Origin of the sequence: Streptomyces nojiriensis (assembly GCF_017639205.1) — a bacterium.
Lineage (GTDB): Bacteria > Actinomycetota > Actinomycetes > Streptomycetales > Streptomycetaceae > Streptomyces > Streptomyces nojiriensis.
Genome location: NZ_CP071139.1, coordinates 2207144 through 2226561, shown reverse-complemented (window position 1 = coordinate 2226561; position 19418 = coordinate 2207144). Strand labels below are relative to the sequence as shown.

Annotated in this window: 18 protein-coding genes; 9 read left to right on the top strand and 9 right to left on the bottom strand. The window is 73.9% G+C overall.

What is annotated here, in order from left to right:
* Window positions 1-104 precede the first annotated feature (104 nt).
* The 5 genes from JYK04_RS10375 to JYK04_RS10355 all read left to right on the top strand — a co-directional run bounded on the left by JYK04_RS10375 (window position 105) and on the right by JYK04_RS10355 (window position 5683).
* Window positions 105-752, top strand: coding sequence for a TMEM175 family protein (locus tag JYK04_RS10375; RefSeq protein ID WP_229875760.1), 648 nt, complete (start codon window positions 105-107; stop codon window positions 750-752).
* Between the two features lie 72 nt (window positions 753-824).
* The gene (locus JYK04_RS10370; RefSeq protein ID WP_189740397.1) at window positions 825-2141 is read left to right on the top strand and encodes an IS701 family transposase; all 1317 of its coding nucleotides are present in this window, start codon (window positions 825-827) and stop codon (window positions 2139-2141) included.
* A complete protein-coding gene (locus JYK04_RS10365; RefSeq protein ID WP_189740400.1) occupies window positions 2141-3292 on the top strand; it encodes an XdhC family protein in 1152 nt (383 codons plus the stop codon). Before JYK04_RS10370 ends, JYK04_RS10365 begins: the two co-directional genes overlap by 1 nt.
* A 124-nt stretch (window positions 3293-3416) precedes the next feature.
* Window positions 3417-4880: a GuaB1 family IMP dehydrogenase-related protein gene (locus tag JYK04_RS10360; RefSeq protein WP_189740545.1), complete on the top strand. Its 1464-nt coding sequence runs from the start codon at window positions 3417-3419 to the stop codon at window positions 4878-4880.
* Window positions 4881-5146: 266 nt separating this feature from the next.
* Window positions 5147-5683 carry a sigma-70 family RNA polymerase sigma factor gene (locus JYK04_RS10355; RefSeq protein WP_189740403.1) on the top strand — a complete coding sequence of 179 codons (537 nt, stop codon included), beginning with the start codon at window positions 5147-5149 and terminating at the stop codon, window positions 5681-5683.
* On the opposite strand, the gene JYK04_RS41860 is transcribed toward JYK04_RS10355, so the two are convergent.
* From JYK04_RS41860 to JYK04_RS41120, 8 genes are all read right to left on the bottom strand, one after another.
* Complete coding sequence (locus tag JYK04_RS41860; protein ID WP_189740406.1) at window positions 5644-8445, bottom strand: helix-turn-helix transcriptional regulator; 2802 nt, start codon at window positions 8443-8445, stop codon at window positions 5644-5646. The genes JYK04_RS10355 and JYK04_RS41860 overlap by 40 nt on opposite strands.
* Window positions 8446-8503: 58 nt before the next feature.
* Window positions 8504-9745 carry a sensor histidine kinase gene (locus tag JYK04_RS10345; protein WP_189740409.1) on the bottom strand — a complete coding sequence of 414 codons (1242 nt, stop codon included), beginning with the start codon at window positions 9743-9745 and terminating at the stop codon, window positions 8504-8506.
* Window positions 9742-11472, bottom strand: a complete 1731-nt coding sequence (locus JYK04_RS10340; RefSeq protein WP_189740412.1) for a sodium/solute symporter — start codon at window positions 11470-11472, stop codon at window positions 9742-9744. Before JYK04_RS10340 ends, JYK04_RS10345 begins: the two co-directional genes overlap by 4 nt.
* A gap of 116 nt (window positions 11473-11588) precedes the next feature.
* Window positions 11589-11864, bottom strand: coding sequence for a hypothetical protein (locus JYK04_RS10335; protein WP_189740415.1), 276 nt, complete (start codon window positions 11862-11864; stop codon window positions 11589-11591).
* A gap of 221 nt (window positions 11865-12085) precedes the next feature.
* Complete coding sequence (locus JYK04_RS10330) at window positions 12086-12931, bottom strand: LytR/AlgR family response regulator transcription factor (protein ID WP_189740418.1); 846 nt, start codon at window positions 12929-12931, stop codon at window positions 12086-12088.
* A gap of 130 nt (window positions 12932-13061) precedes the next feature.
* The gene (locus tag JYK04_RS10325) at window positions 13062-14051 is read right to left on the bottom strand and encodes an SCO0930 family lipoprotein (RefSeq protein ID WP_189740548.1); all 990 of its coding nucleotides are present in this window, start codon (window positions 14049-14051) and stop codon (window positions 13062-13064) included.
* Between the two features lie 118 nt (window positions 14052-14169).
* Entirely contained in the window at window positions 14170-15186 is a 1017-nt protein-coding gene (locus JYK04_RS10320) for a GDSL-type esterase/lipase family protein (protein ID WP_189740551.1), read from the bottom strand.
* Window positions 15187-15295: 109 nt separating this feature from the next.
* Window positions 15296-15586 carry an SDR family oxidoreductase gene (locus JYK04_RS41120; protein ID WP_268254150.1) on the bottom strand — a complete coding sequence of 97 codons (291 nt, stop codon included), beginning with the start codon at window positions 15584-15586 and terminating at the stop codon, window positions 15296-15298.
* A 251-nt stretch (window positions 15587-15837) separates the two neighbouring features.
* On the opposite strand from JYK04_RS41120, the gene JYK04_RS10310 reads away from it, so the two are divergent.
* Both JYK04_RS10310 and JYK04_RS10305 read left to right on the top strand, forming a co-directional pair.
* A complete protein-coding gene (locus JYK04_RS10310; RefSeq protein WP_189740423.1) occupies window positions 15838-17328 on the top strand; it encodes an amino acid permease in 1491 nt (496 codons plus the stop codon).
* A 10-nt stretch (window positions 17329-17338) separates the two neighbouring features.
* Window positions 17339-17794: an Lrp/AsnC family transcriptional regulator gene (locus JYK04_RS10305; protein ID WP_007262967.1), complete on the top strand. Its 456-nt coding sequence runs from the start codon at window positions 17339-17341 to the stop codon at window positions 17792-17794.
* Here the strand turns inward: JYK04_RS10305 and JYK04_RS10300 are convergent.
* Window positions 17791-18513, bottom strand: a complete 723-nt coding sequence (locus JYK04_RS10300) for a GNAT family N-acetyltransferase (RefSeq protein ID WP_189740425.1) — start codon at window positions 18511-18513, stop codon at window positions 17791-17793. The genes JYK04_RS10305 and JYK04_RS10300 overlap by 4 nt on opposite strands.
* A 173-nt stretch (window positions 18514-18686) precedes the next feature.
* Between JYK04_RS10300 and JYK04_RS41855 the strand changes: the two genes are divergently transcribed.
* Window positions 18687-18809 (top strand): hypothetical protein, encoded by a 123-nt coding sequence (locus JYK04_RS41855; protein WP_268254151.1) that lies wholly within the window; start codon window positions 18687-18689, stop codon window positions 18807-18809.
* Between the two features lie 87 nt (window positions 18810-18896).
* Window positions 18897-19295: a hypothetical protein gene (locus JYK04_RS10295; RefSeq protein WP_189740428.1), complete on the top strand. Its 399-nt coding sequence runs from the start codon at window positions 18897-18899 to the stop codon at window positions 19293-19295.
* Window positions 19296-19418: the final 123 nt, after the last annotated feature.

The window sequence follows — 19418 nt, the reverse complement described above, 5'->3', positions numbered from 1 at the left end:
GAATCTGGGTAGCGTGTGCGGGGAGGGCGCCGCAGCGCCCTCCCCGTATGTGTGGCATTGCGCGCACGGGCTGCTTATATGCACGAAGTGGCAAAGGGGAGGCAATGGAAAACGAAACCGGGCGGATCGAGGCATTCAGCGACGGCGTATTCGCCGTCATCATCACGATCCTCGTTCTGGAATTGAAGGTTCCGGAAGAAACCGGCTCGGACTTCTGGCACGGAGTCCGGGAACAGTGGCCCCATTACGCCGCCTATGTCGTGAGTTTCCTCATCATCGGTGTGATGTGGGTGAACCACCACACCATCTTCAGTCACCTCAGGAGGGTGGACCGCCCCCTGTTGTTCCTGAATCTCCTGGTGCTGATGGTGGTATCGGTGGTCCCGTACACCACCAACGTCCTCGCCGAGCACCTCATGGAGGAAGGCGGCTCCGCCAACGCGGCCGCCGTCCTCTACAGCGCCGTCACCGTGGCCTACGCCCTGGCGTTCCTGGCCTTCTGGTGGTACGTCACCCGGGTCGGCCACCTCTTCCACGAGCAGGTGGACAAGGAGGGCGCACGCGCCACTCGGGTGCGCTTCGGCCTCGGGGCCATCGCCTACCCCCTGACCGTCCTGCTGGCCTTCTACTCCGCACCACTCACACTTGTCGCCCACTTCCTGATCGCGATCTACTATGCGGCGAACCAGATCCCCATCCCCCTCGTGGTAGAGGAAGAGCGGCTCGAAACTGCCAGCGACCTCAGGAAGTAGCCGCCGGGGCCTACGGCCGTTCTACGCGGTCAAGTAGGGTATTGGATCTAGCTGGTCGCGGGGGAGGCCCAGATGGCTCGCGTAGTCCTGCCGGAGGAATCCACGACGGAAGTCTCCGAATTGATCGACGTCCTGATCTCTCTTCTCTTCGAATCATTACCCCGGCGGGACCAGCGAAACTGGGCCCGCGTTTATCTGAACGGCCTGGTGCGGACCACCGGGAAGAAAACAATTCGTAACATCGCCGGAACAGGGGCCAGTTCCGTCGAGCAGAGCCTCCAGCAGTTCATCAGCAAGTCCCCCTGGGACTGGACCCCGGTCCGCCGCTCCCTCGCCCAGCACCTCGAACGCACGGCACAGCGCCCCCTGGCCTGGGTGCTCCAGCCCATGGTCATCGAGAAGGCGGGGGACCGCTCCGTCGGCGTCGGCCGGCAGTTCGTCCCCCAGCTCGGCCGCACCGCCAACTGTCAGCAGGCGAGCGGGATCTGGCTCGCCTCCAGCGAAGCCAGCTTCCCGGTCGAATGGACCCTCACCCTCCCCGGGCCCTGGACCAGCGAACTCCTGCGCCGCCGCCGGGCCGGCATCCCCGACACGGCCCGCTCCCTCACCCCTGCCCAGGACGCCGTACACGCCGTCCAGCGGATGGCGGCCAGCTGGCAACTCCAGCGCCGGCCCGTGGTGATGGAGGTCGCCAACTGCGACCTCCCCCAGAGCATCGAGTCCTTCACCCTCCAGGACATCCCCTTCGTCTTCAAGGTCGACGGTTCGCTGCCCGTCTCCTTCGGCGGCGCCGGCCGGTACAAACCCGGGCCGCACACCGCCCCCGCCCGCGAACTGATCGACTCCCTGCGCTCCCAGCGCCGCGTCGTCGAATGGACCCGGCACGGCCGCGCCGAGGGTGCGGTCACCCTGCTGACCTCGGCCTCGATCTTCGCCACCCCCTGTGAGGACCGCCCCGTGCCCGCGCCGCCCACCCCGCTGCTGCTGGTCGGAGCCTGGACCGAAACCGCCCTGCTGCCCTCCGAGTTCTGGATCACCAACATCGGAGACCGGCCGCTCGCCCAGCTGTTCCTGCTCGCCAAGCTCACCGACCGCGTCTCCCTCGACTTCGCCGAGACCTGCGAACCCGTGGGCATCCGGGACTTCGAGGGCCGCTCCTTCCGCGGCTGGCACCACCACGCCACCCTCGCCAGCGTGGCGCACGCCGCGAAACTGCTCGGCGCGCGCCCGCCGATACCCGACGGATTCCCCGGACCCACCCGGTCGGCGGCCGCGACGGCCCGACCACCCGCGGCCCGACCACCCGCGGCCCGGCCGGCGACCCCGGCCGTCCTGCCGCCCCGCCCGCACCTGCCCGGCCAGACCCCGCGCCGCGAGTACATCCGCTGATGCTCGACATAGCCGACGAGCTACGCGCGTGGTGCGCCGCGCAGCGGGAGTTCGCCCTCGCCACCGTCGTCGCCGTCAGTGGGAGCGCTCCCCGCGGCCCCGGCGCCTCCCTCGCCGTCGACGACAAGGGCACCGCGCTCGGCTCCATCTCCGGGGGCTGCGTGGAATCCGCCGTGCACGAGCTGTGCCTCGACGCCATCGCCTCCGGCGAAGGCGGCCTGCACCGCTTCGGCTACAGCGACGACGACGCCTTCGCCGTCGGGCTGACCTGCGGTGGAGTCCTCGACGTCCTGGTCACCCCGGTGCGCGGGCGCGACCCGGTCCGGCCCGTGCTCGGCTCGGTGCTCGACGCCGCCGCCGGGGGCACCCGGGCCGCCCTCGCCCGGGTGGTCTCCGGACCGCCGGCCCAGCTGGGCCGGGCGCTCGCCGTCCACGCCGACGGCACCCACGAGGGCGGGCTCGGCGGCGGCCCCGACCTGGACCGGGCCGCCGCCCGGCAGGTACGGGCGCTGCTGCTGGCCGGGCGCACCGGCACCGCCGAGCTCGGCACGGCCGGCGGGCTCTGCGGGCAGCCCCTGACCCTCCTCGTGGAATCGGCCGCCGAGCCGCCCCGGCTGCTCGTCTACGGGGCCATCGACTTCGCCGCGGCCCTCGCCCGGATCGGCGCCTTCCTCGGCCACCGGGTCACCGTGTGCGACGCCCGGCCCGTCTTCGCGACCCCGGCCCGCTTCCCCGGCGCCGACGAGGTGGTCGTCGACTGGCCGCACCGGCACCTGGCCGCCGAATGGGCCGCGGGCCGCCTGGACTCCCGTACCGCGGTCTGCGTCCTCACCCACGACGCCAAATTCGACCTACCGCTGCTGGAACTGGCCCTGCGGCTGCCCCTGGGCTACGTGGGGGCCATGGGATCGCGGCGCACCCACACCGAACGCGAGAGACGGTTGCGGGCCCAGGGCGTCACCGACGCCGCCCTGGCCCGCCTGCGCTCACCCATCGGACTCGACCTCGGCGGCGCCACCCCGGAGGAGACCGCGCTGGCCATAGCAGCCGAGTTCACCGCCGTCCGGCACGGCGGATCGGTGCTCCCCCTGGCCGGGCGGCGCGGCCCCGTCCACCGCCGGACCCGGCCCGCCGGGACCAAGGTCCCGTAGGAAACGACCACCCGGCCCGGTATGTCCTGGACGATCAGCCCGGGCGGTGTGAACGCCAGGTCGTGGGAGAATGAAGTACGTGCGTTTCCTCGGCTGTCCTGCCGGGGCGTAGACGGATCCTTCGATCGACTGGGATGTTCAGCACGTGCGTTTCCTCAATGACCTGAAGCCGCCGTACGACCTGACGTACGACGATGTGTTCATGGTGCCGAGCCGCTCCGCGGTCGGTTCCCGTCAGGGTGTCGACCTGTCCTCGCCCGACGGAACCGGCACCACCATTCCCCTCGTCGTGGCCAACATGACCGCCATCGCGGGCCGCCGGATGGCCGAGACGGTCGCCCGCCGCGGCGGAATCGTCGTCATCCCGCAGGACATCCCGATCGATGTCGTCACCGACGTCATCTCCTGGGTCAAGACCCGCCACCACGTGCTCGACACCCCGATCACGCTGGCGCCCACCCAGACGGTCGCCGACGCGCTGTCCCTGCTGCCCAAGCGCGCCCACGGCGCCGGAGTCGTCGTCGACGACGAGGGCCGCCCGGTCGGCGTCGTCACCGATCACGACCTGACCGGTGTCGACCGCTTCACCCAGCTCTCCGAGGTCATGTCGAAGGAGCTGCTGCTCATCGACGCCGACATCGACCCGCGCGAGGCCTTCAACCAGCTCGACGCCGGCCACCGCAAGCTGGCCCCGGCCGTCGACAAGGACGGCAAGCTCGTCGGCATCCTCACCCGCAAGGGCGCCCTGCGCGCGACGCTCTACACCCCGGCCACCGACGCGAACGGCAAGCTGCGCATCGCGGCCGCCGTCGGCATCAACGGCGACTTCGTGGCCAAGGCCAAGCAGCTGCTCGACGCGGGCGTGGACACGCTCGTCATCGACACGGCGCACGGCCACCAGGAGTCGATGATCAGCGCGATCAAGGCGATCCGCGCCCTGGACCCGCAGGTCCCGATCGTGGCGGGCAACATCGTCGCCGCCGAGGGCGTCAAGGACCTCATCGACGCCGGCGCGGACATCATCAAGGTCGGTGTGGGCCCCGGCGCCATGTGCACCACCCGCATGATGACCGGCGTGGGCCGCCCGCAGTTCTCCGCGGTGCTGGAGTGCGCGGCCGAGGCGAAGAAGTACGGCAAGCACGTGTGGGCCGACGGCGGCGTCCGTCACCCGCGTGACGTGGCGATGGCGCTGGCCGCCGGCGCGTCCAACGTGATGATCGGCTCCTGGTTCGCCGGTACGTACGAGTCCCCGGGCGACCTGCAGCAGTCCGCCGACGGCCGCCTCTACAAGGAGTCCTTCGGCATGGCCTCCGCCCGCGCGGTGCAGAACCGCACGAGCGAGGAGTCGGCCTACGACCGTGCCCGCAAGGGCCTCTTCGAAGAGGGCATCTCCACCTCGCGCATGTTCCTCGACCCGGCCCGCCCGGGCGTCGAGGACCTGATCGACTCGATCATCGCGGGCGTCCGCTCCTCCTGCACCTACGCCGGTGCCGGCTCCCTCGCGGAGTTCGAGGAGAAGGCCGTGGTCGGCATCCAGTCCGCCGCCGGTTACGCCGAGGGCAAGCCGCTGCACGCCAGCTGGAGCTAGACCGTCTCTTCCCGTGGCCCTGGCCGTCCCTCCGCGGACGGCCAGGGCCACGGGCGTTCCCGCGTGCGGCACCGCTGCTGGGGCTCCGCCCCGGGGAACGGTGGAAGGGCGGAGTGGGGAAGGCCCCGCGCAGCGGCAGCCCGCACGACCGTTCGGCGCACCGGACGACCGTTCGGCGCAGGACGGGTCCGGATACGCCAAGCGGCGGATAACTCCGGGGCATCGGGCCGTCACGCTGAGGTGACCCGACCTGGAAGGGGAACCCCGTGACCAGAACCGACCCGCACGCCCTCGCCCGGCTGCACGGCGAGCACGCCAAGGCCCTCTACGGATTCCTCCTCGGCCTCACCTTCGGCGACCGCCAGCGCGCCGAGGACCTCCTGCAGGAGACCCTCTTCCGGGCCTGGACCCACCCCGAGGCCCTGGAGAGCGGCCACACCTCCATGCGGCCCTGGCTCTACACCGTCGGCCGGCGCCTCGCCATCGACGCCCGGCGGGCCCGCCTGGTGCGGCCCGCCGAGGTCGGGCCCGACGCCCTCGAACACTCCCCGGCCGCCGACGACCACACCGAGCAGGCCGTCGCCACCCTCGACGTCCGCCGGGCCCTGCGACTGCTGAGCCCCGAGCACCGCGCCGTGCTCGTGCAGATCTATTACCACGGCGCCTCCGTCTGCGAGGCCGCCGAGGAGCTCGGAGTGCCCGCCGGCACCGTGAAGTCCCGTACCCACTACGCCTTACGGGCGCTGCGCGCCGCCATGCCCGGCTACGGACCCGCCGTACCCGGCGGCCGCGCCGCCGCCTGAGCCGCCACCGCCGCCCGCGAACGGACCTGCAGCTTGGCCAGGATGTGCGACACGTGCGTCTGCACCGTCCTCGGCGAGAGGAACAGCGCGCTCGCGATCTCCGGATTCGACCGGCCCTGCGCCACCAGCAGCGCCACCTTCAGCTCGGCCGGGGTCAGCGCCTCCCAGCCGCTCGCCGGTCTGCGCCGCGCCGACCGGCTGCCCCGGCGCACCCCCAGGCTCCGCAGCCGGGCATCGGCCCGGGCGATGTCCCACCGGGCGCCCGGACCCTCGTACACCGCCACCGCACGCGTCAGCGCCGACCGCGCCCCCGCCAGATCCCCGTGCCAGGCCCGCGCCACCGCGAGGTCCTCCAGGGTCTGGCCCAGCACCAGCGGCCACCCGCCGCGCTCACCGCGCACCACCGCCTGCGCCAGCAGTTCCGGATCCTGCGCGAACAGGCCCCGGCAGCGCAGCAGGGCCAGCGCCGGCCCCGGATACTCGGCCAGCGCCCGCGCCGAGCGCGCGCAGGACTCCACCGCGGCCCGGGCCGTGGCGCTCTCCCCGCACTCCAGCGCCAGCCGGACGATCTCCGACAGCACCCAGGGGCGCTCGTACACCGACTCCTCCTCCGCACCCTCCGCCAGTGCGGGCACCAGGGCGGCCAGCGCGTCGGCCGGCCGGCCGTCCCGCTCCGCCAGCAGCGCCCGCGCGAGCAGGACGTGGGAGGCGTAGCGGCGGGCCGGGGGCGTGGCGAAGGCGTCCGCGGGCAGGTCCGCGAGCTCGGCCCGCGCCGCCTCCCGCTCGTCCCGGTGGCCCAGCACCAGCGTCCGCAGCCCGTGCACCACCACCGGCAGCCAGGCGTCCGAGACCGGCAGCCGGTCCGCCCGCGCCACCCCGGCCAGGGCCCCGTCCCAGTCACCGCGCCGGTAGTGGAACTCGGCGAGCCGGGCCTCCGTCACCACCAGCCGCCCGGTCGACCGGGTCGCCGTGGCCAGCTCGCGCGCCTCCTCCAGCGCGGCGGCCACGACCACCGGCTCGTCGAAGCGCATGTGCCCCTCCGCCTGGTTCGCCAGCAGCAGCAACCGCATGTCGTTGGCCTCCGGGCTTCGCCGCGCCCATCCGATGCCTTCCGCGACGTGCCGCAGCGACGCCCGGCCGCGCCCCAGGTGGAACAGCGCGTACGAGGCCGCGTGGTGGGCCTCCGCCGCGCACAGCGGATCGCGCAGCCGCCCCGCGGCCGCCACCACCGGCCCGGCCAGTGCATGGGCCTCGGCCGCCCGGTGCAGATCGGCCAGGGCCAGTACCCGGCAGGCCTCGAGGCGCAGCCGCAGGGCGACGGACGGGAAGTCCTCGGCCAGTGCCCGCTCGGTCACCGCCAGGGAGCGGGCCATGTCCCCCTGGATCATCAGGGCGGAGACCAGCCTGAAGTCGACCGAGGCCCGCCGGGCGGGGTCGGTGGTCCGGGCCCGCAGGGCGGCCAGCAGCTCCACCGACTCGGGGCGGCGCAGCATCAGCGCGGCGTCCGCGAGCCGCTCCTCCAGCGCGTCCCGGGTCTCCCGCTCCCGCGGGCCGACCTGCGCGATGGCCCGCTCCAGCAGCTCGGCCGCCGCGCCCGGGGCGCCCGCGATCAGCACCGGGGCCGTGTCCGCCAGCCAGCGCACCGCCCAGGGCGTCAGCGGGCCGCCGTCGAGCAGCTGTTCGGCGGTCCGGGCCGCGGGCAGTCCCGCCTCGGCGAAGGCCTCGGCGGCGTCCTGGTGCAGGGCCGCACGCAGGGCCGCGGGGATCTCGGCGTACAGCACCGGCCGGAGGCCCGGGTACCGAAAGCGCAGCCGGCCGCCGCCGGCGTCCGCCAGCAGCCCGGCCGACAGGGGCTCCGCCAGTTCCGTGAGCAACTCCCGGGCGGGCCTGCCCCGTACGAGGGCCAGCTCCCGGACGGTGAAGGCCGGACCCAGCAGCGCCGCGTGCCGAAGGGCGGTGCGCGCGGGCCCGGACAGCCAGTCCAGGCCGCGCGCCACCGAGGCGGGCGGCGGCGGCAACTCCGCCTCCGGGAGCAGCAGTTCCGCCCGGCCGCCCTCGACCCGCAGGAGCCCGGACCACTGCGCGAGCAGCTCCCGCAGCAGCCGGGGGTTGCCGCCCGCCTGCCGCGCCGCCTCCCGCAGCCGGGGCCCCGGCTCCGCCCCCACCAGGTCCCGGACCAGCCCGTCCGTCTCCGCCGCGGACAGCGGCTCCAGCCGGAGCGTGCGCCCGCCCGGCGTCGCGCACAGCGGCTCCAGCTCGGGCCGGCCCGGCAGCGGCCGGCGGGTCACCACCAGCAGCAGCGGCAGCCGGCCCGCCACCGCCCGGCCCGCCAGGCGCTGCCACAGCAGCAGGCTGGCCGGGTCCGCCCAGTGCGCGTCGTCCAGCACCAGCAGCAGCGGCCGCCGCGCGCACCACTCCTCGACCCGGGCCGTCAGCACGTCCATCGCGGCCAGCAGCGCACCGCCCGGCCGCGCCGCGTCCTCGGCCTCCCGCAGCAGTGCGACCACGGCAGCCCGGTCCGGGCCCCCGGGATGCAGGCAGTCCAGCGCGGCGCGCAGCGGCAGCTCCGCCCCGAGGGCGTCGGCCGCCGCGTACCGCACCCGGCAGCCGAGCGCCGCCGCCGCGCCCAGGGCGCCGCGCACGAACTCGGTGCGGCCCGCCCCGGGCTCGCCCTCCACGATCAGCAGGGCTCCGCGGCCCTCCGCACCCCCGCGCACCCATTGCCGTAACTCGTCACGCTGCTGCTCTCGCCCGGCCCGCACGTCGGCGATTCCCTCCGGTCACGTCGCGCCGGTCACAGGATGCCACGCCCACGGGCCCTCAGAGCCGCGGAGGCTGGTGGCCGGGCGGTGAACTGTGCACGCCCGCACGGTACTTGGGAATGCGCAGGGTGACCTTCATGCCGGCCCCGACCCCCGTCTCCATCACCGGACCGTACGCGTCCCCGTACACCTGCCGGATCCGCTCGTCGACATTGGGCAGCCCGATCCCGGAGGAACCGCCGTGCTCCCCGGCCAGGATCCGGCGCAGCAGTGCCGGATCCATCCCGACCCCGTTGTCCTCCACCGTGATCACCGCCTCCGCGCCCGCGTCCCGCGCCGTGATGGTGATCCGGCACTCCTCGGTGGAGTCCTCCAGCCCGTGCTTCACGGCGTTCTCCACCAGCGGCTGCAGGCACAGGAACGGCAGCGCCACCGGCAGCACCTCCGGTGCCACCTGCAGGGTCACCTTCAGCCGGTCGCCGAACCGGGCCCCGGCCAGCGCCAGATACTGCTGCACCGAGCGCAACTCGTCGGCCAGCGTGGTGAAATCACCGTGCCGCCGGAAGGAGTACCGGGTGAAGTCCGCGAACTCCAGCAGCAGCTCCCGGGCCCGCTCCGGATCGGTCCGGACGAACGAGGCGATCGCAGCCAGGGAGTTGAAGATGAAATGAGGGGAGATCTGCGCCCGCAGCGCCTTGATCTCCGCCTCCATCAGCCGGGTCCGCGACCGGTCCAGCTCGGACAGCTCCAGCTGCACGGACACCCACCGCGCGACCTCCGTCGCGGCCCGCACCAGCACCGCCGACTCGCGCGAGCCGTACGCCACCAGCGCTCCCAGCACCCCGTCCTCACCGGTGAGCGGAGCCACCACCGCCCACTTCAGCGGACAGTCGGGCCGCTGGCACTCGGTCCGTACGCTCTGGCTGCGCCCCGACGCCAGCATCACCGCCACCCGGGCCATCGCCCGGCGCTGGTGGTGGTCGGCGCCGGGACCGTCCCAGGCCAGCACCGACTCCCGGTCGGTGAGGCACAGCGCCTCCGTCCCCAGCAGCGACCGCAGCCGCCGGGCCGCCTTGCGGGCGGCGTCCTCGGTCAGCCCGGCGCGCAGCGGGGGAGCGGCCAGCGAAGCCGTGTGCAGGGTGTGGAAGGTGGCCCGCTCCACCGGGGTCCCCAGATCCATCCCGGCCGCCCGCTCCCCGCGGCGGGCGTGCCACCGGCCCGCCGCCCAGCCCGCACCCAGCAGCAGCACCGCGCCCGCCACCGCCGGCAACGCCAGGACCGCCGGTGCCACCCCGGTCACCGCGGACCACCCGCCCGCCCGCCGGCCACGACCTCCGGCAGGTGCAGCCGGGCCAGGGTGGCCGCCGTCCCCGCCGGGATCCGCGACCGGGTGGCCAGCGACACCGCCGCCATCGTCGCGAACCCGAGCGGCACCGACCACGCCGCCGGCCACGCCAGCAGCGTGTGCGTCCAGCCCGGCGGCGCCAGATCGGCCCGGGTCGCCAGCACCGCGCCGAGCGCCGCCCCGCCGCCCGTGACCAGCCCGGCCACCGCGCCCGGCGGGGTCAGCCCGCGCCACCAGATGCCCAGCACCAGCAGCGGACAGAACGAGGACGCCGACACGGCGAACGCCAGACCCACCGCGTCCGCCACCGGCACCTGCGTCGCCGCCGCGCTCCCGGCCAGCGGCACCAGGATCGCCACGACCGCCGCCGACCGGAAGCTGCGCACCCCGCGGGCCGGCAGCACGTCCTGGTGCAGCACCCCCGCCACCGCCATGGTCAGCCCCGACGCCGTCGACAGGAACGCCGCGAAGGCGCCCCCGGCGAGCAGCGCGCCCAGCAGATCGCCGAGCACCCCGCCGACCATCCGCCCGGGCAGCACCAGCACGGCCGCGTCCGCGTCACCGGTCAGGGCGAGCTCGGGGGTGTAGATCCGGCCCAGAGCCCCGTACACCGGCGGCAGCAGGTAGAAGACGCCGACCAGCGCGAGCACGACCAGGGTGGTGCGGCGCGCGGTCCGCCCGTCGGGGCTGGTGTAGAACCGCACCGCGACGTGCGGCAGGCCCATCGTGCCGAGGAAGGTCGCCAGGATCAGCCCGTACGTGGCGTACAGCCGGTACTCGCGCAGCCCGCCGGAGGTCGCCGCCGTCCAGGTGGACACACCGGGCCGCGCCTCGGCCCGGGTGTCCGGAACCGGCGCGCCGGCGGCGAACTCCAGCCGCGCGCGGGCCCGTACGGCATGCTCACCGGCGGCCAGGGTCACCGGCACCGACACGTAGCCGCGCCCGTCGACCTGCCCGGTCACCGTCACCGTCAGCGGATTCGCCACGGACAGCCGCACGTCCTGCGCGACCGTCACCGCGGTGTGCTCCCGGAAGACGGCCGGTGCGTCGAAGGTGGCCCGCGGTGCCCCGTCCCCGGCCCACGCCGCGATCAGGAAGAAGGCCGGCACCAGCAGGGCCGTGAGCTTCAGCCAGTACTGGAAGGCCTGGACGAAGGTGACCGAACGCATCCCGCCGCACGCCACCGCCACCGTCACCACGCATGCGACGACCAGCCCGCCGACCCAGTGCGGGGCCCCGGTCAGGATCTCCAGCGTCAGCCCGGCCCCCTGCAACTGCGGCAGCAGGTACAGCCAGCCGACGCCGACCACGAACAGCACCGCGATCCGGCGCACCACCAGCGACTCCAGCCGCGCCTCCGCGAAGTCGGGCAGCGTGTACGCGCCCGAGCGGCGCAGCGGGGCCGCCACCAGCACGAGCAGCACCACGTACCCGGCGGTGTAGCCCACCGGGTACCAGAGCATCTCGGGCCCCTGGAGCAGCACCAGCCCCGCCACCCCGAGGAAGGACGCGGCGGACAGGTACTCGCCGCTGATGGCCGCCGCGTTCAGCCGGGGCCCCACCGTGCGCGAGGCGACGTAGAAGTCGGACGTGGTCCGGGACATCCGCAGGCCCAGCGCGCCGACCAGGACCGTGACCAGGACGACGACGGCGACCGCGGTCAGCGCGTACGTCTGGTTCACCGGGCGGTCCTTCGGCTGGGGAGGGGTGCCCGGAGTCTATGCACGCCCCCTGACCGGGCGACAGGCTCGATTCGGACCCACCGGACCCCTCGGATCCGCCCGGCCGGACCACCCCGTCAGAGCGCCGGGTCGCGGTGCTCCGCGCAGTCGCGCAGGGCGATCTCCAGCTCCACGTACGACTCCTCCGCGCGCCGGAACGCCAGCGTCAGGGCCGCCTCGGCACGCGGCGGCACCTGCTCGCGGACCCCCTCGCGGGCCTCGTAGAGGACGTCGGCCCAGCGGGCGGCCGCACTGCGCAGCCGGGCCAGCAGCACCTCGGCCTCGGCGGGCCCGGCCGGCCGGGCCCGGGGCAGCCCGCTCAGGGCGTCGACCAGCGCCTGGATCTCGGACATCTCGCTCCTCCCGCGCCGGAAGATCCACGATACGAGAGGGGCGGCGGCCCCGAGGGCCCATCGGGGCGGCGGTGCGGCCGACGGCTCCGGCGGGTCGCCGTAAGCCCCTCCCGGCGCGACGAACGGCGCTCCCGAGCGCCGGACGGTCGGGAGCCAACGGCGGGGCGGCGGCCGTGGAGCGGCCGGACGGAGGCAGGGGAGCGGCCCGGGAGCGGCCGGATTCAGCCGGTCGCCTGCCGCATCAGCAGGTCCCGCAGCTCCCGCGCGTGCCTGCGGCTCACCTGGAGCTCAGCCGCCCCCACCCGGACACTGGTGGTCCCGGCCTCCAGCCGGAGCTCGTCGATCCGGGCCAGCGCCACCAGATGACGGCGGTGGATCCGTACGAAACCGCGCGCCGCCCAGCGCTCCTCCAGCGTGGACACGGGGATCCGGACCAGGTGGCTGCCCTCGTCGGTGTGCAGGCGGGCGTAGTCGCCCTGCGCCTCGACGTAGGAGATGTCCGCGATCGCCACGAAGCGGGTGACCCCGCCCAGTTCGACGGCGATCTGGTCCGGCGTGCGGTCGGCGACGGTGACGGTGACCTCGGCGGCCGGGCGGCGCGGCGCCGGCCCGGCCGGAGTGCCCGCCGGCGGGGCGTCGGCGGCCGCCACCGCGGCCGCCGGGCCCTCTTCCGACCGGCCCAGCTGCTCGCAGGCCCGCCGGACGGCCTCGGCCAGCCGCTCCGGGCGCACCGGCTTGAGCACGTAGTCCACGGCCTTCAGGTCGAAGGCCTGTACGGCGAAGCCCTCGTGGGCGGTGACGAACACGAGCAGCGGCGGCCGCGCGAACCCGGCCAGCAGCCGCGCGATGTCCAGCCCGGTCAGCCCGGCCATGTGGATGTCCAGGAACACCACGTCGATGCCGTCGGCCCCGTCCGGGCCGGACTCCAGCGCCCGGGTGACCCGGCGCAGGGCCTCGGTGGCGTCCGAGGCACCCTCAGCACTGCGCACCCGGGGGTCCGAGCGCAGCAGGTAGAGGAGTTCCTCCAGGAGCGGCTTCTCGTCGTCGACGGCCAGTACGCGCAGCATGCGGCCGAGTCTAGAGAGGACTCGGCCGGGGCGGAACGGGCACGGGCGCGGCCCCCGCCCAGGGGGGAGGTGGGCGAGGGCCGCGCGAACGGGGTGGGGGGAGGGAGGGGACGGGAGGGAGGGGCAGGGGCTACTGGACGGTGATGAGCTTGCCGTCGGGGGACACGGCGTACCAGGTGCCGCCCACGCCCTGGCCGTTGACGTCGCCGGGCTTCTTGTCACCGGTGAAGGTGTAGACGGGCCAGCAGTCGACGCTCTGCTGCTTCTGGCCGTCCGGGCGGTTGAGCACCGTGTAGTTCTTCTCGACGATCCCCTTGTCCTTGGCCTTCTCCACCGGCGCGACGACCGGCCACTTGGCCACGCAGTCGCCCACGCACTTGGAGGTCATCGGCCACTGGGTGTCCGGCTTGAACCGGTAGACGGTCATGCCCTTGCCGTCGACGATGTGGTCGCCCAGCTTGGGGTCCTTGGCCACCGACAGCTTCCCGTCGGCCTCGGCGGCGCCGCCCGCGGCCGGGGGCGCCATCTGGGCGGGCGGCGCGGACTCGGCGGGCGGCGCCCCCTCGGCCGGCGCCCCCTTCGCGGCCTTCTTGCCGTCCGCCGCGAGGGCGAACCAGACGCCGCCGACGCCCTGCCCGTTGACGTCGCCCGCCTTGGCGTCCTTGCTGTAGCGGTAGGCGGGCCAGCCGCCCACCGTCAGCTGCTTGCTGCCGTCGGTGCGCACGACCTCGCCCAGCAGCGCCGGGTCCATGCCCGCGGCGGCGGTGGCATCGCCCGCGGCGACCACCGGCCAGGTCTTCTCGCAGTCGCCGTCGCAGTTCGACTTCGGCGGCTTGGCGGTGTCCTTGTCGAAGCGGTAGAGGGTCATTCCGGCGCTGTCGGTGAGGACCGGCCCGACCTTGTCGTTGGACGCGATCGCCAGCTGCCCGGCCGGCTTGGCGCCCGAGGCGCCATCGGCGTTGTCGGCGCCCTTGCCGTAGTCCTGAGCGGCGGCAGCGGCGGCGGCTCCGACCGGCTTGGTCGTGTCGGCTGCCTTGTCGTTGCCGGGGCCGCAGGCCGTGGCCGCCAGGACGACGGTGATCGCGGCCGCGGCCAGGGTGGTTCCGCGCTTGATGCCCATCTTGATCTCTCCCACTCGTGGTGTCCTTCGCGTCCGCCACCGTGATGGCGTCAACTCTGCCCAGGACACGCCGCGGTGGGGGAGATCTGTTCACCTTGTCCGGTGTGGGCTGTTTCACTCACCCGATGCCGAACCCGCTGCGCCGCAGAGCCGTGGCCACAGCGAGGCCGAGCACCTGGTGTCCGCTGTCGTTGGGATGCAGCCCGTCCGCCAGGTGTTCGGGACCGAGCAGGTCACGGCCCGGGAGCACGGCGAGCCGGTCGTCCCCCGCGGCCATCCGGTCCCGGGCGGCGCGCTCCATCGCGTCCCGCAGGGCGCCGAGGGTGGCGCCGAGCTTGTTCGGGGTGCGCTCGGCGTCGGGCCGCAGGACGGGGGAGACCAGCAGGATCGGCGTCCGCGGGTGCCCCTGGCGGACCAGTTCGAGGAACGCGCGCGTGGTCTCGTACAGCAGGGGAGCCGAAAAGGGCACCCGGGACCAGCAGTTGGTGCCGAAGGCGAGCGTGAGGACATCGGCGGGCAGGCCCGCGAGCTGCTCGGCGGTGGTCAGCTCACCGCGCGCGGCGCCCGCGTAGCCGAGGTTGACGGTGTCCCAGCCGAGCGCCCGGCCGGTGACGGCGGGCCAGCCGTGCGCGGGGCGGGTGGACCACCAGCCCTCGGTGATGGAGTCGCCGTGCACCACCCAGCGCGGGGCGGGCGGCGCGGGGGCGAGCGTGCCGCCGATCCCGCGCAGTCCGAGGATCAGCGGAGACTGGGTCTCGGGCGGGTGGATGGTGAAGGGGCCGGTCCCGCCGCCCAGGTCGATCCGTACGACGGCCTCCGCGGCCGGGTCGGTGAACACCTCGGCGACCACCCCGTGCCGGTCCCACAGCGCGAAGCCGTGCGCGAGGTCGCGCAGGGCGTCGGTGGGGCCGGGCACGGTCGCCCGGTAGCGGACCTCGACCGCCCGCGCGGTCTCGGTGGTGAACTCCAGCCGGACGCCGATGGGCAGGGTGGAGCGCTCGCCGGTGTCCCAGGGCAGCCGCATGGTGTCGGCCGGATCGGCGCGGACCGGCCGCCCCCGGTCCAGCCAGGCGACTCCGCGAAGGAAGGGCAGCGCGTCCTGCCAGGGTGTCGGCTCGTCCGGGTGGCGCTGCAGCCCCGTCGACCACGTCGGCAGCCCTGGTCCTTCCAGCCCCGCTGGTCCCACTGGTCCCACTGGACCCGCTGGTATCACTGGTCGCCTCCGATCGTCGGGTACGGGAACCTCACGCCGACCCCGCCGCCCACCCCGGGTGTCCGCCCCGGCCCGGCGGGGCGGCGGCCGGCGGGGGCCGCACCGCCCCCGGTGCCACCGCGTTCACCCGTACCCCGCTCGGGCCCGGTTCCACCGCCGCGGAGCGGACCAATGCCACGCTGCCGGCCCCCGGCGGCCCGGCCGGGGTCCCGGCCGGGCCGGTCCGCGGGGCGCACGTCCGGATCCATGGCGGCACGCTGCGGCAGATCTGACGAAGTGTCAATAAGCGGGGGTCGAGGTGGCCTGCGCAGCGATCGATCATCCCTACGCAACAAACGACTGTCAGTGACCGATCCGCGCAACGATCGTGCGTCAATGTGCAAGGATGGTCCATTACGGGCGGTATCACTCAGCTCGTAGGCTCACTCGCTGTACGTGGAGTGGCGCGGATCGCCTGCTCGGCGGTCCCCCCATGAGCAGACCCTTCTTTCGACGGGCCCTGCCCTGCTCCGGATCGTCGCGGTCGACGCCTCCCCCTGACCTCCCCGATCCGCAGTGACAAGGAGTCCCCTCGTGCTCGACCACGGCCAGGCGCCACCGCTCGCTTCCGAGGCCCGCAGGCCCGTCAACCCGCTGCTCCGCCGCAAGCCGGTGGAGCAGTTGGTCTCCGAGGGCGGCCAGGGTGAGGGCGGCGCGCTCAAGCGGTCGCTCACCATGTGGCAGCTGACCATGATCAGCATCGGCGCGACCCTGGGCACCGGCATCTTCGTCGTCCTCGGCGAGGCCACCCCGATCGCCGGCCCCGCGGTCTTCATCGCCTTCATCGTCGCGGGCCTGACCGCGCTCTTCTCGGCGCTCTCCTACGCCGAGCTCGCGGGCTCGATCCCCGTCTCCGGCTCCTCGTACTCCTACGCCTACGCCACCATGGGCGAGCTCATAGCCTGGGTCTGCGGCTGGTGCCTCGTCCTGGAGTACGGCGTCTCCGTCGCGGCCGTCGCCGTCGGCTGGGGCCAGTACCTCAACGAGCTGCTCGACGGCACCCTCGGCTTCACCATCCCCGAGGGCTTCTCCGCCCCGCTGGGCGAGGGCGGCTACATCAACATGCCCGCCCTGGTCGTCGTCCTGCTCTGCATGGTCTTCCTGCTCCGCGGGGCCAAGGAGAGCGCCCGGATCAACTCGATCATGGTCGGCGTCAAGATCGTCACGCTGGTGCTCTTCTGCGTCATCGGCTTCATGGGCATCAAGGCCGGCAACTACACCCCGCTCGCCCCGCTCGGCGTCACCGCCATCAGCACCGCCGCCTCCATGCTGTTCTTCTCGTACATCGGCTTCGACGCCGCCTCCACCGCCGGTGAGGAAGCCAAGAACCCGAAGAAGGACCTGCCGCGCGCGATCATGCTCTCGCTCGCCATCGTCACCGCGATCTACTGCCTCGTCGCCCTGGTCGCCGTCGGCGCCATGCCGTGGCAGGAGTTCGAGGGCAGCGAGGCCGCCCTGGCCCAGATCATGGAGAACGTCACCGGACACTCCTTCTGGAGCGTCATCCTCGCCGCGGGCGCCGTCGTCGCCATCGCCAGCGTCGTCTTCGCCGTCCTCTACGGCCAGACCCGCATCCTCTTCGCCATGTCCCGCGACGGCCTGATGCCCAAGGCCTTCGCCAAGGTCGACCCGAAGTCCGGCACCCCCCGCGTCAACACGATCATCGTCTGCCTCTTCTGCGGGCTGCTCGCCGCCTTCATCCCGCTGGGTGAGCTGGCGAACGCCACCAGCATCGGCACGCTCTTCGCGTTCGCCCTGGTCAACGTGGCCGTCATCATCCTGCGCAAGACCCGCCCGGAGATGAACCGCACCTTCAAGGTCGCGCTCTTCCCGGTCACCCCGATCATCGGCTTCCTCCTCTGCGCCTACCTGATGACGGAGCTGCCCGGAATCACCTGGCTGGTCTTCGGTGGCTGGATGGCCGTCGGGCTCGTGATCTACTTCTTCTACGGCATGCGCCGCTCCAGCCTGGCCACTGTGGCCGCCCCGGCCGTCCCGGCCGCGGAGGCCGCTGAACAGAAGTGATTCACCCCCCGTGCGACTGAACGATCTCGACGAACGCATCGTGCACGCCCTCGCCGAGGACGCCCGCCGCTCCTACGCGGACATCGGCTCCGAGGTCGGGCTCTCCGCGCCCGCCGTCAAGCGGCGCGTGGACCGGCTGCGCGCCGAAGGCGCCATCACCGGCTTCACCGTCCGCGTGGACCCGGCCGCCATGGGCTGGGAGACCGAGGGCTTCATCGAGATCTACTGTCGGCACAACACCTCGCCGGACGACATCCGGCGAGGACTGGAGAGGTACCCCGAGGTGGTGTCCGCGTCGACCGTCACCGGCGACGCGGACGCCCTCGTCCAGGTCTTCGCCTCCGACATGCGCCACTTCGAGCGGGTCCTGGAACGCATCGCGGGCGAGCCGTTCGTGGAACGCACCAAGTCGGTACTCGTCCTCTCCCCGCTCCTGCGCCGCTTCACCTCCGGCGCGCCGGCCTAGGCCGCAGGGGTGCGGACGCCCAGGAAGAGCGGGCTGCGGCGCAGCGTGAAGCCCATCGACTCGTAGAGCCGCACGGCCCCCGTATTGGCCGCCGCCGCGTGCAGGAACGGGCGCTCCCCGCGCTCACGGACCTCCGCCGCCACCGCGCGTATCAGCCGGGCCGCCAGGCCCCGGCCCCGGTGGTCCGGGTGGGTGCACACCGCGCTGATCTCCGACCAGCCCGCCGGCCGCATCCGCTCCCCGGCCATCGCGACCAGCCGGCCCTCGTGCCGGATCCCGAGGTACGTGCCCAGCTCGACCGTCCGGTCCAGGAACGGGCCGGGCTTGGTCAGCCCCACCAGCTCCAGCATCTCCGGTACGTCCGCGAGCCCCAGCGGCACCGCCTCCGGCGCGGCCCCGGCCCGTACCGCCCGCCCGTCCAGCTGCACGCCCGGAACCGTCACCAGCGTCTGCCACCCCGGCGGCGGGGTCAGCAGCCCGGTCACCCAGACCTCCTGCCCGGGACCGGCCAGCGCGGCCAGGTCCGCCCACGCCCGCGGGTCCTGCGGATCGGCGAGCGCCGAGAACGGGGACGTGTCCAGCGTGTAGCGGGCCGCCAGACCCGCGGGCCCGAACTCGGCGAACTCACGGTGCGGCCCGGTCAGCGCGGCCCAGACCGGATTGTCGAGCACTTCGTCGAGCACTTCACTGCCGCACAGCGTGCCGCTCTCGGGGGACATGGGTGCGCAACTCCTTCCGTGGGGCGACGGCGTCCGGGTGGTGACCGCCTTCTTGACGGCCCCGGGCGCCGCCACGAGACTGCGGGGGACGGCCATGACGGACAACGCCCGCCACCGGAAGCCTAACCAGCACCGGACGGGGGCGGCCGAGGACAGGACGGGGGTGGGCGGCGGTGGACACGGACCGGACGACGGACACGGACACGCGGACCCGGACCCTCCGGCGCTGGTGGCTCACCCGGCGCCTGCACATCGACCTCCTGCGGGTGTGCAGCGCGTTCGGCCCGCGCGGCTGACCCCTCTCAGAGACGAGTGACCCGGACCGGGCGCGCGCACCGCGCCGCCCGGAGCCCAGCCGTGTTGTCCTCCACCCCAGGAGAGTCATGTCGCACACCGTCCTGCCCCGCACCCCGCTGCCCCGCACCGTCCCGGCGCCCGCCCCGCGCGGCCGCATCGGAGCCGGCTTCTCACCCGTACCGCACCGCTACCACCTCTACCTCCGCGCCGGCTGTCTCCTCTCGCAGCAGGTCACCGCCGCCCTCGCCGCGCTGGGCCTGGACCGCTCGATCACCGCCACCGTCCTCGGTACGGAGCCCCGGGCGGCCGAGTACACCGCGCTGCGGCTGGCCTACGAGGCCACCGGCCACCACTTCGACGGCGCCCTCACCGTCCCGGCGCTCGTCGACACCTGGAGCGGCCGCGTCGTCTCCGACCACACCCCCGACATCCTCGACGACCTGCGCTTCCTGGCCGCCCACCCGGCCTTCCGCGCGAGCTCGTAGCAGGGGCGCGGCACGGGTCACAGCAGGAGTCGTACGGGGCCCACGAAGGGGGCCCGGGGCACCCGCGCAACGAATCGCCGCGTCGGTCGCCTAACACGCAACGAATCGATGCGCGGAGCGCAA

Excerpts from the sequence above, each read along its gene's own strand:
- JYK04_RS10375 (WP_229875760.1), top strand. The coding sequence starts at position 105 with ATGGAAAACGAAACCGGGCGGATCGAGGCATTCAGCGACGGCGTATTC.
- JYK04_RS10370 (WP_189740397.1), top strand. The coding sequence starts at position 825 with ATGGCTCGCGTAGTCCTGCCGGAGGAATCCACGACGGAAGTCTCCGAA.
- JYK04_RS10365 (WP_189740400.1), top strand. The coding sequence starts at position 2,141 with ATGCTCGACATAGCCGACGAGCTACGCGCGTGGTGCGCCGCGCAGCGG.
- JYK04_RS10335 (WP_189740415.1), bottom strand. The coding sequence starts at position 11,864 with ATGTCCGAGATCCAGGCGCTGGTCGACGCCCTGAGCGGGCTGCCCCGG.
- JYK04_RS10330 (WP_189740418.1), bottom strand. The coding sequence starts at position 12,931 with ATGCTGCGCGTACTGGCCGTCGACGACGAGAAGCCGCTCCTGGAGGAA.
- JYK04_RS10325 (WP_189740548.1), bottom strand. The coding sequence starts at position 14,051 with ATGGGCATCAAGCGCGGAACCACCCTGGCCGCGGCCGCGATCACCGTC.
- JYK04_RS41120 (WP_268254150.1), bottom strand. The coding sequence starts at position 15,586 with ATGATCGATCGCTGCGCAGGCCACCTCGACCCCCGCTTATTGACACTT.
- JYK04_RS10300 (WP_189740425.1), bottom strand. The coding sequence starts at position 18,513 with ATGTCCCCCGAGAGCGGCACGCTGTGCGGCAGTGAAGTGCTCGACGAA.
- JYK04_RS10295 (WP_189740428.1), top strand. The coding sequence starts at position 18,897 with ATGTCGCACACCGTCCTGCCCCGCACCCCGCTGCCCCGCACCGTCCCG.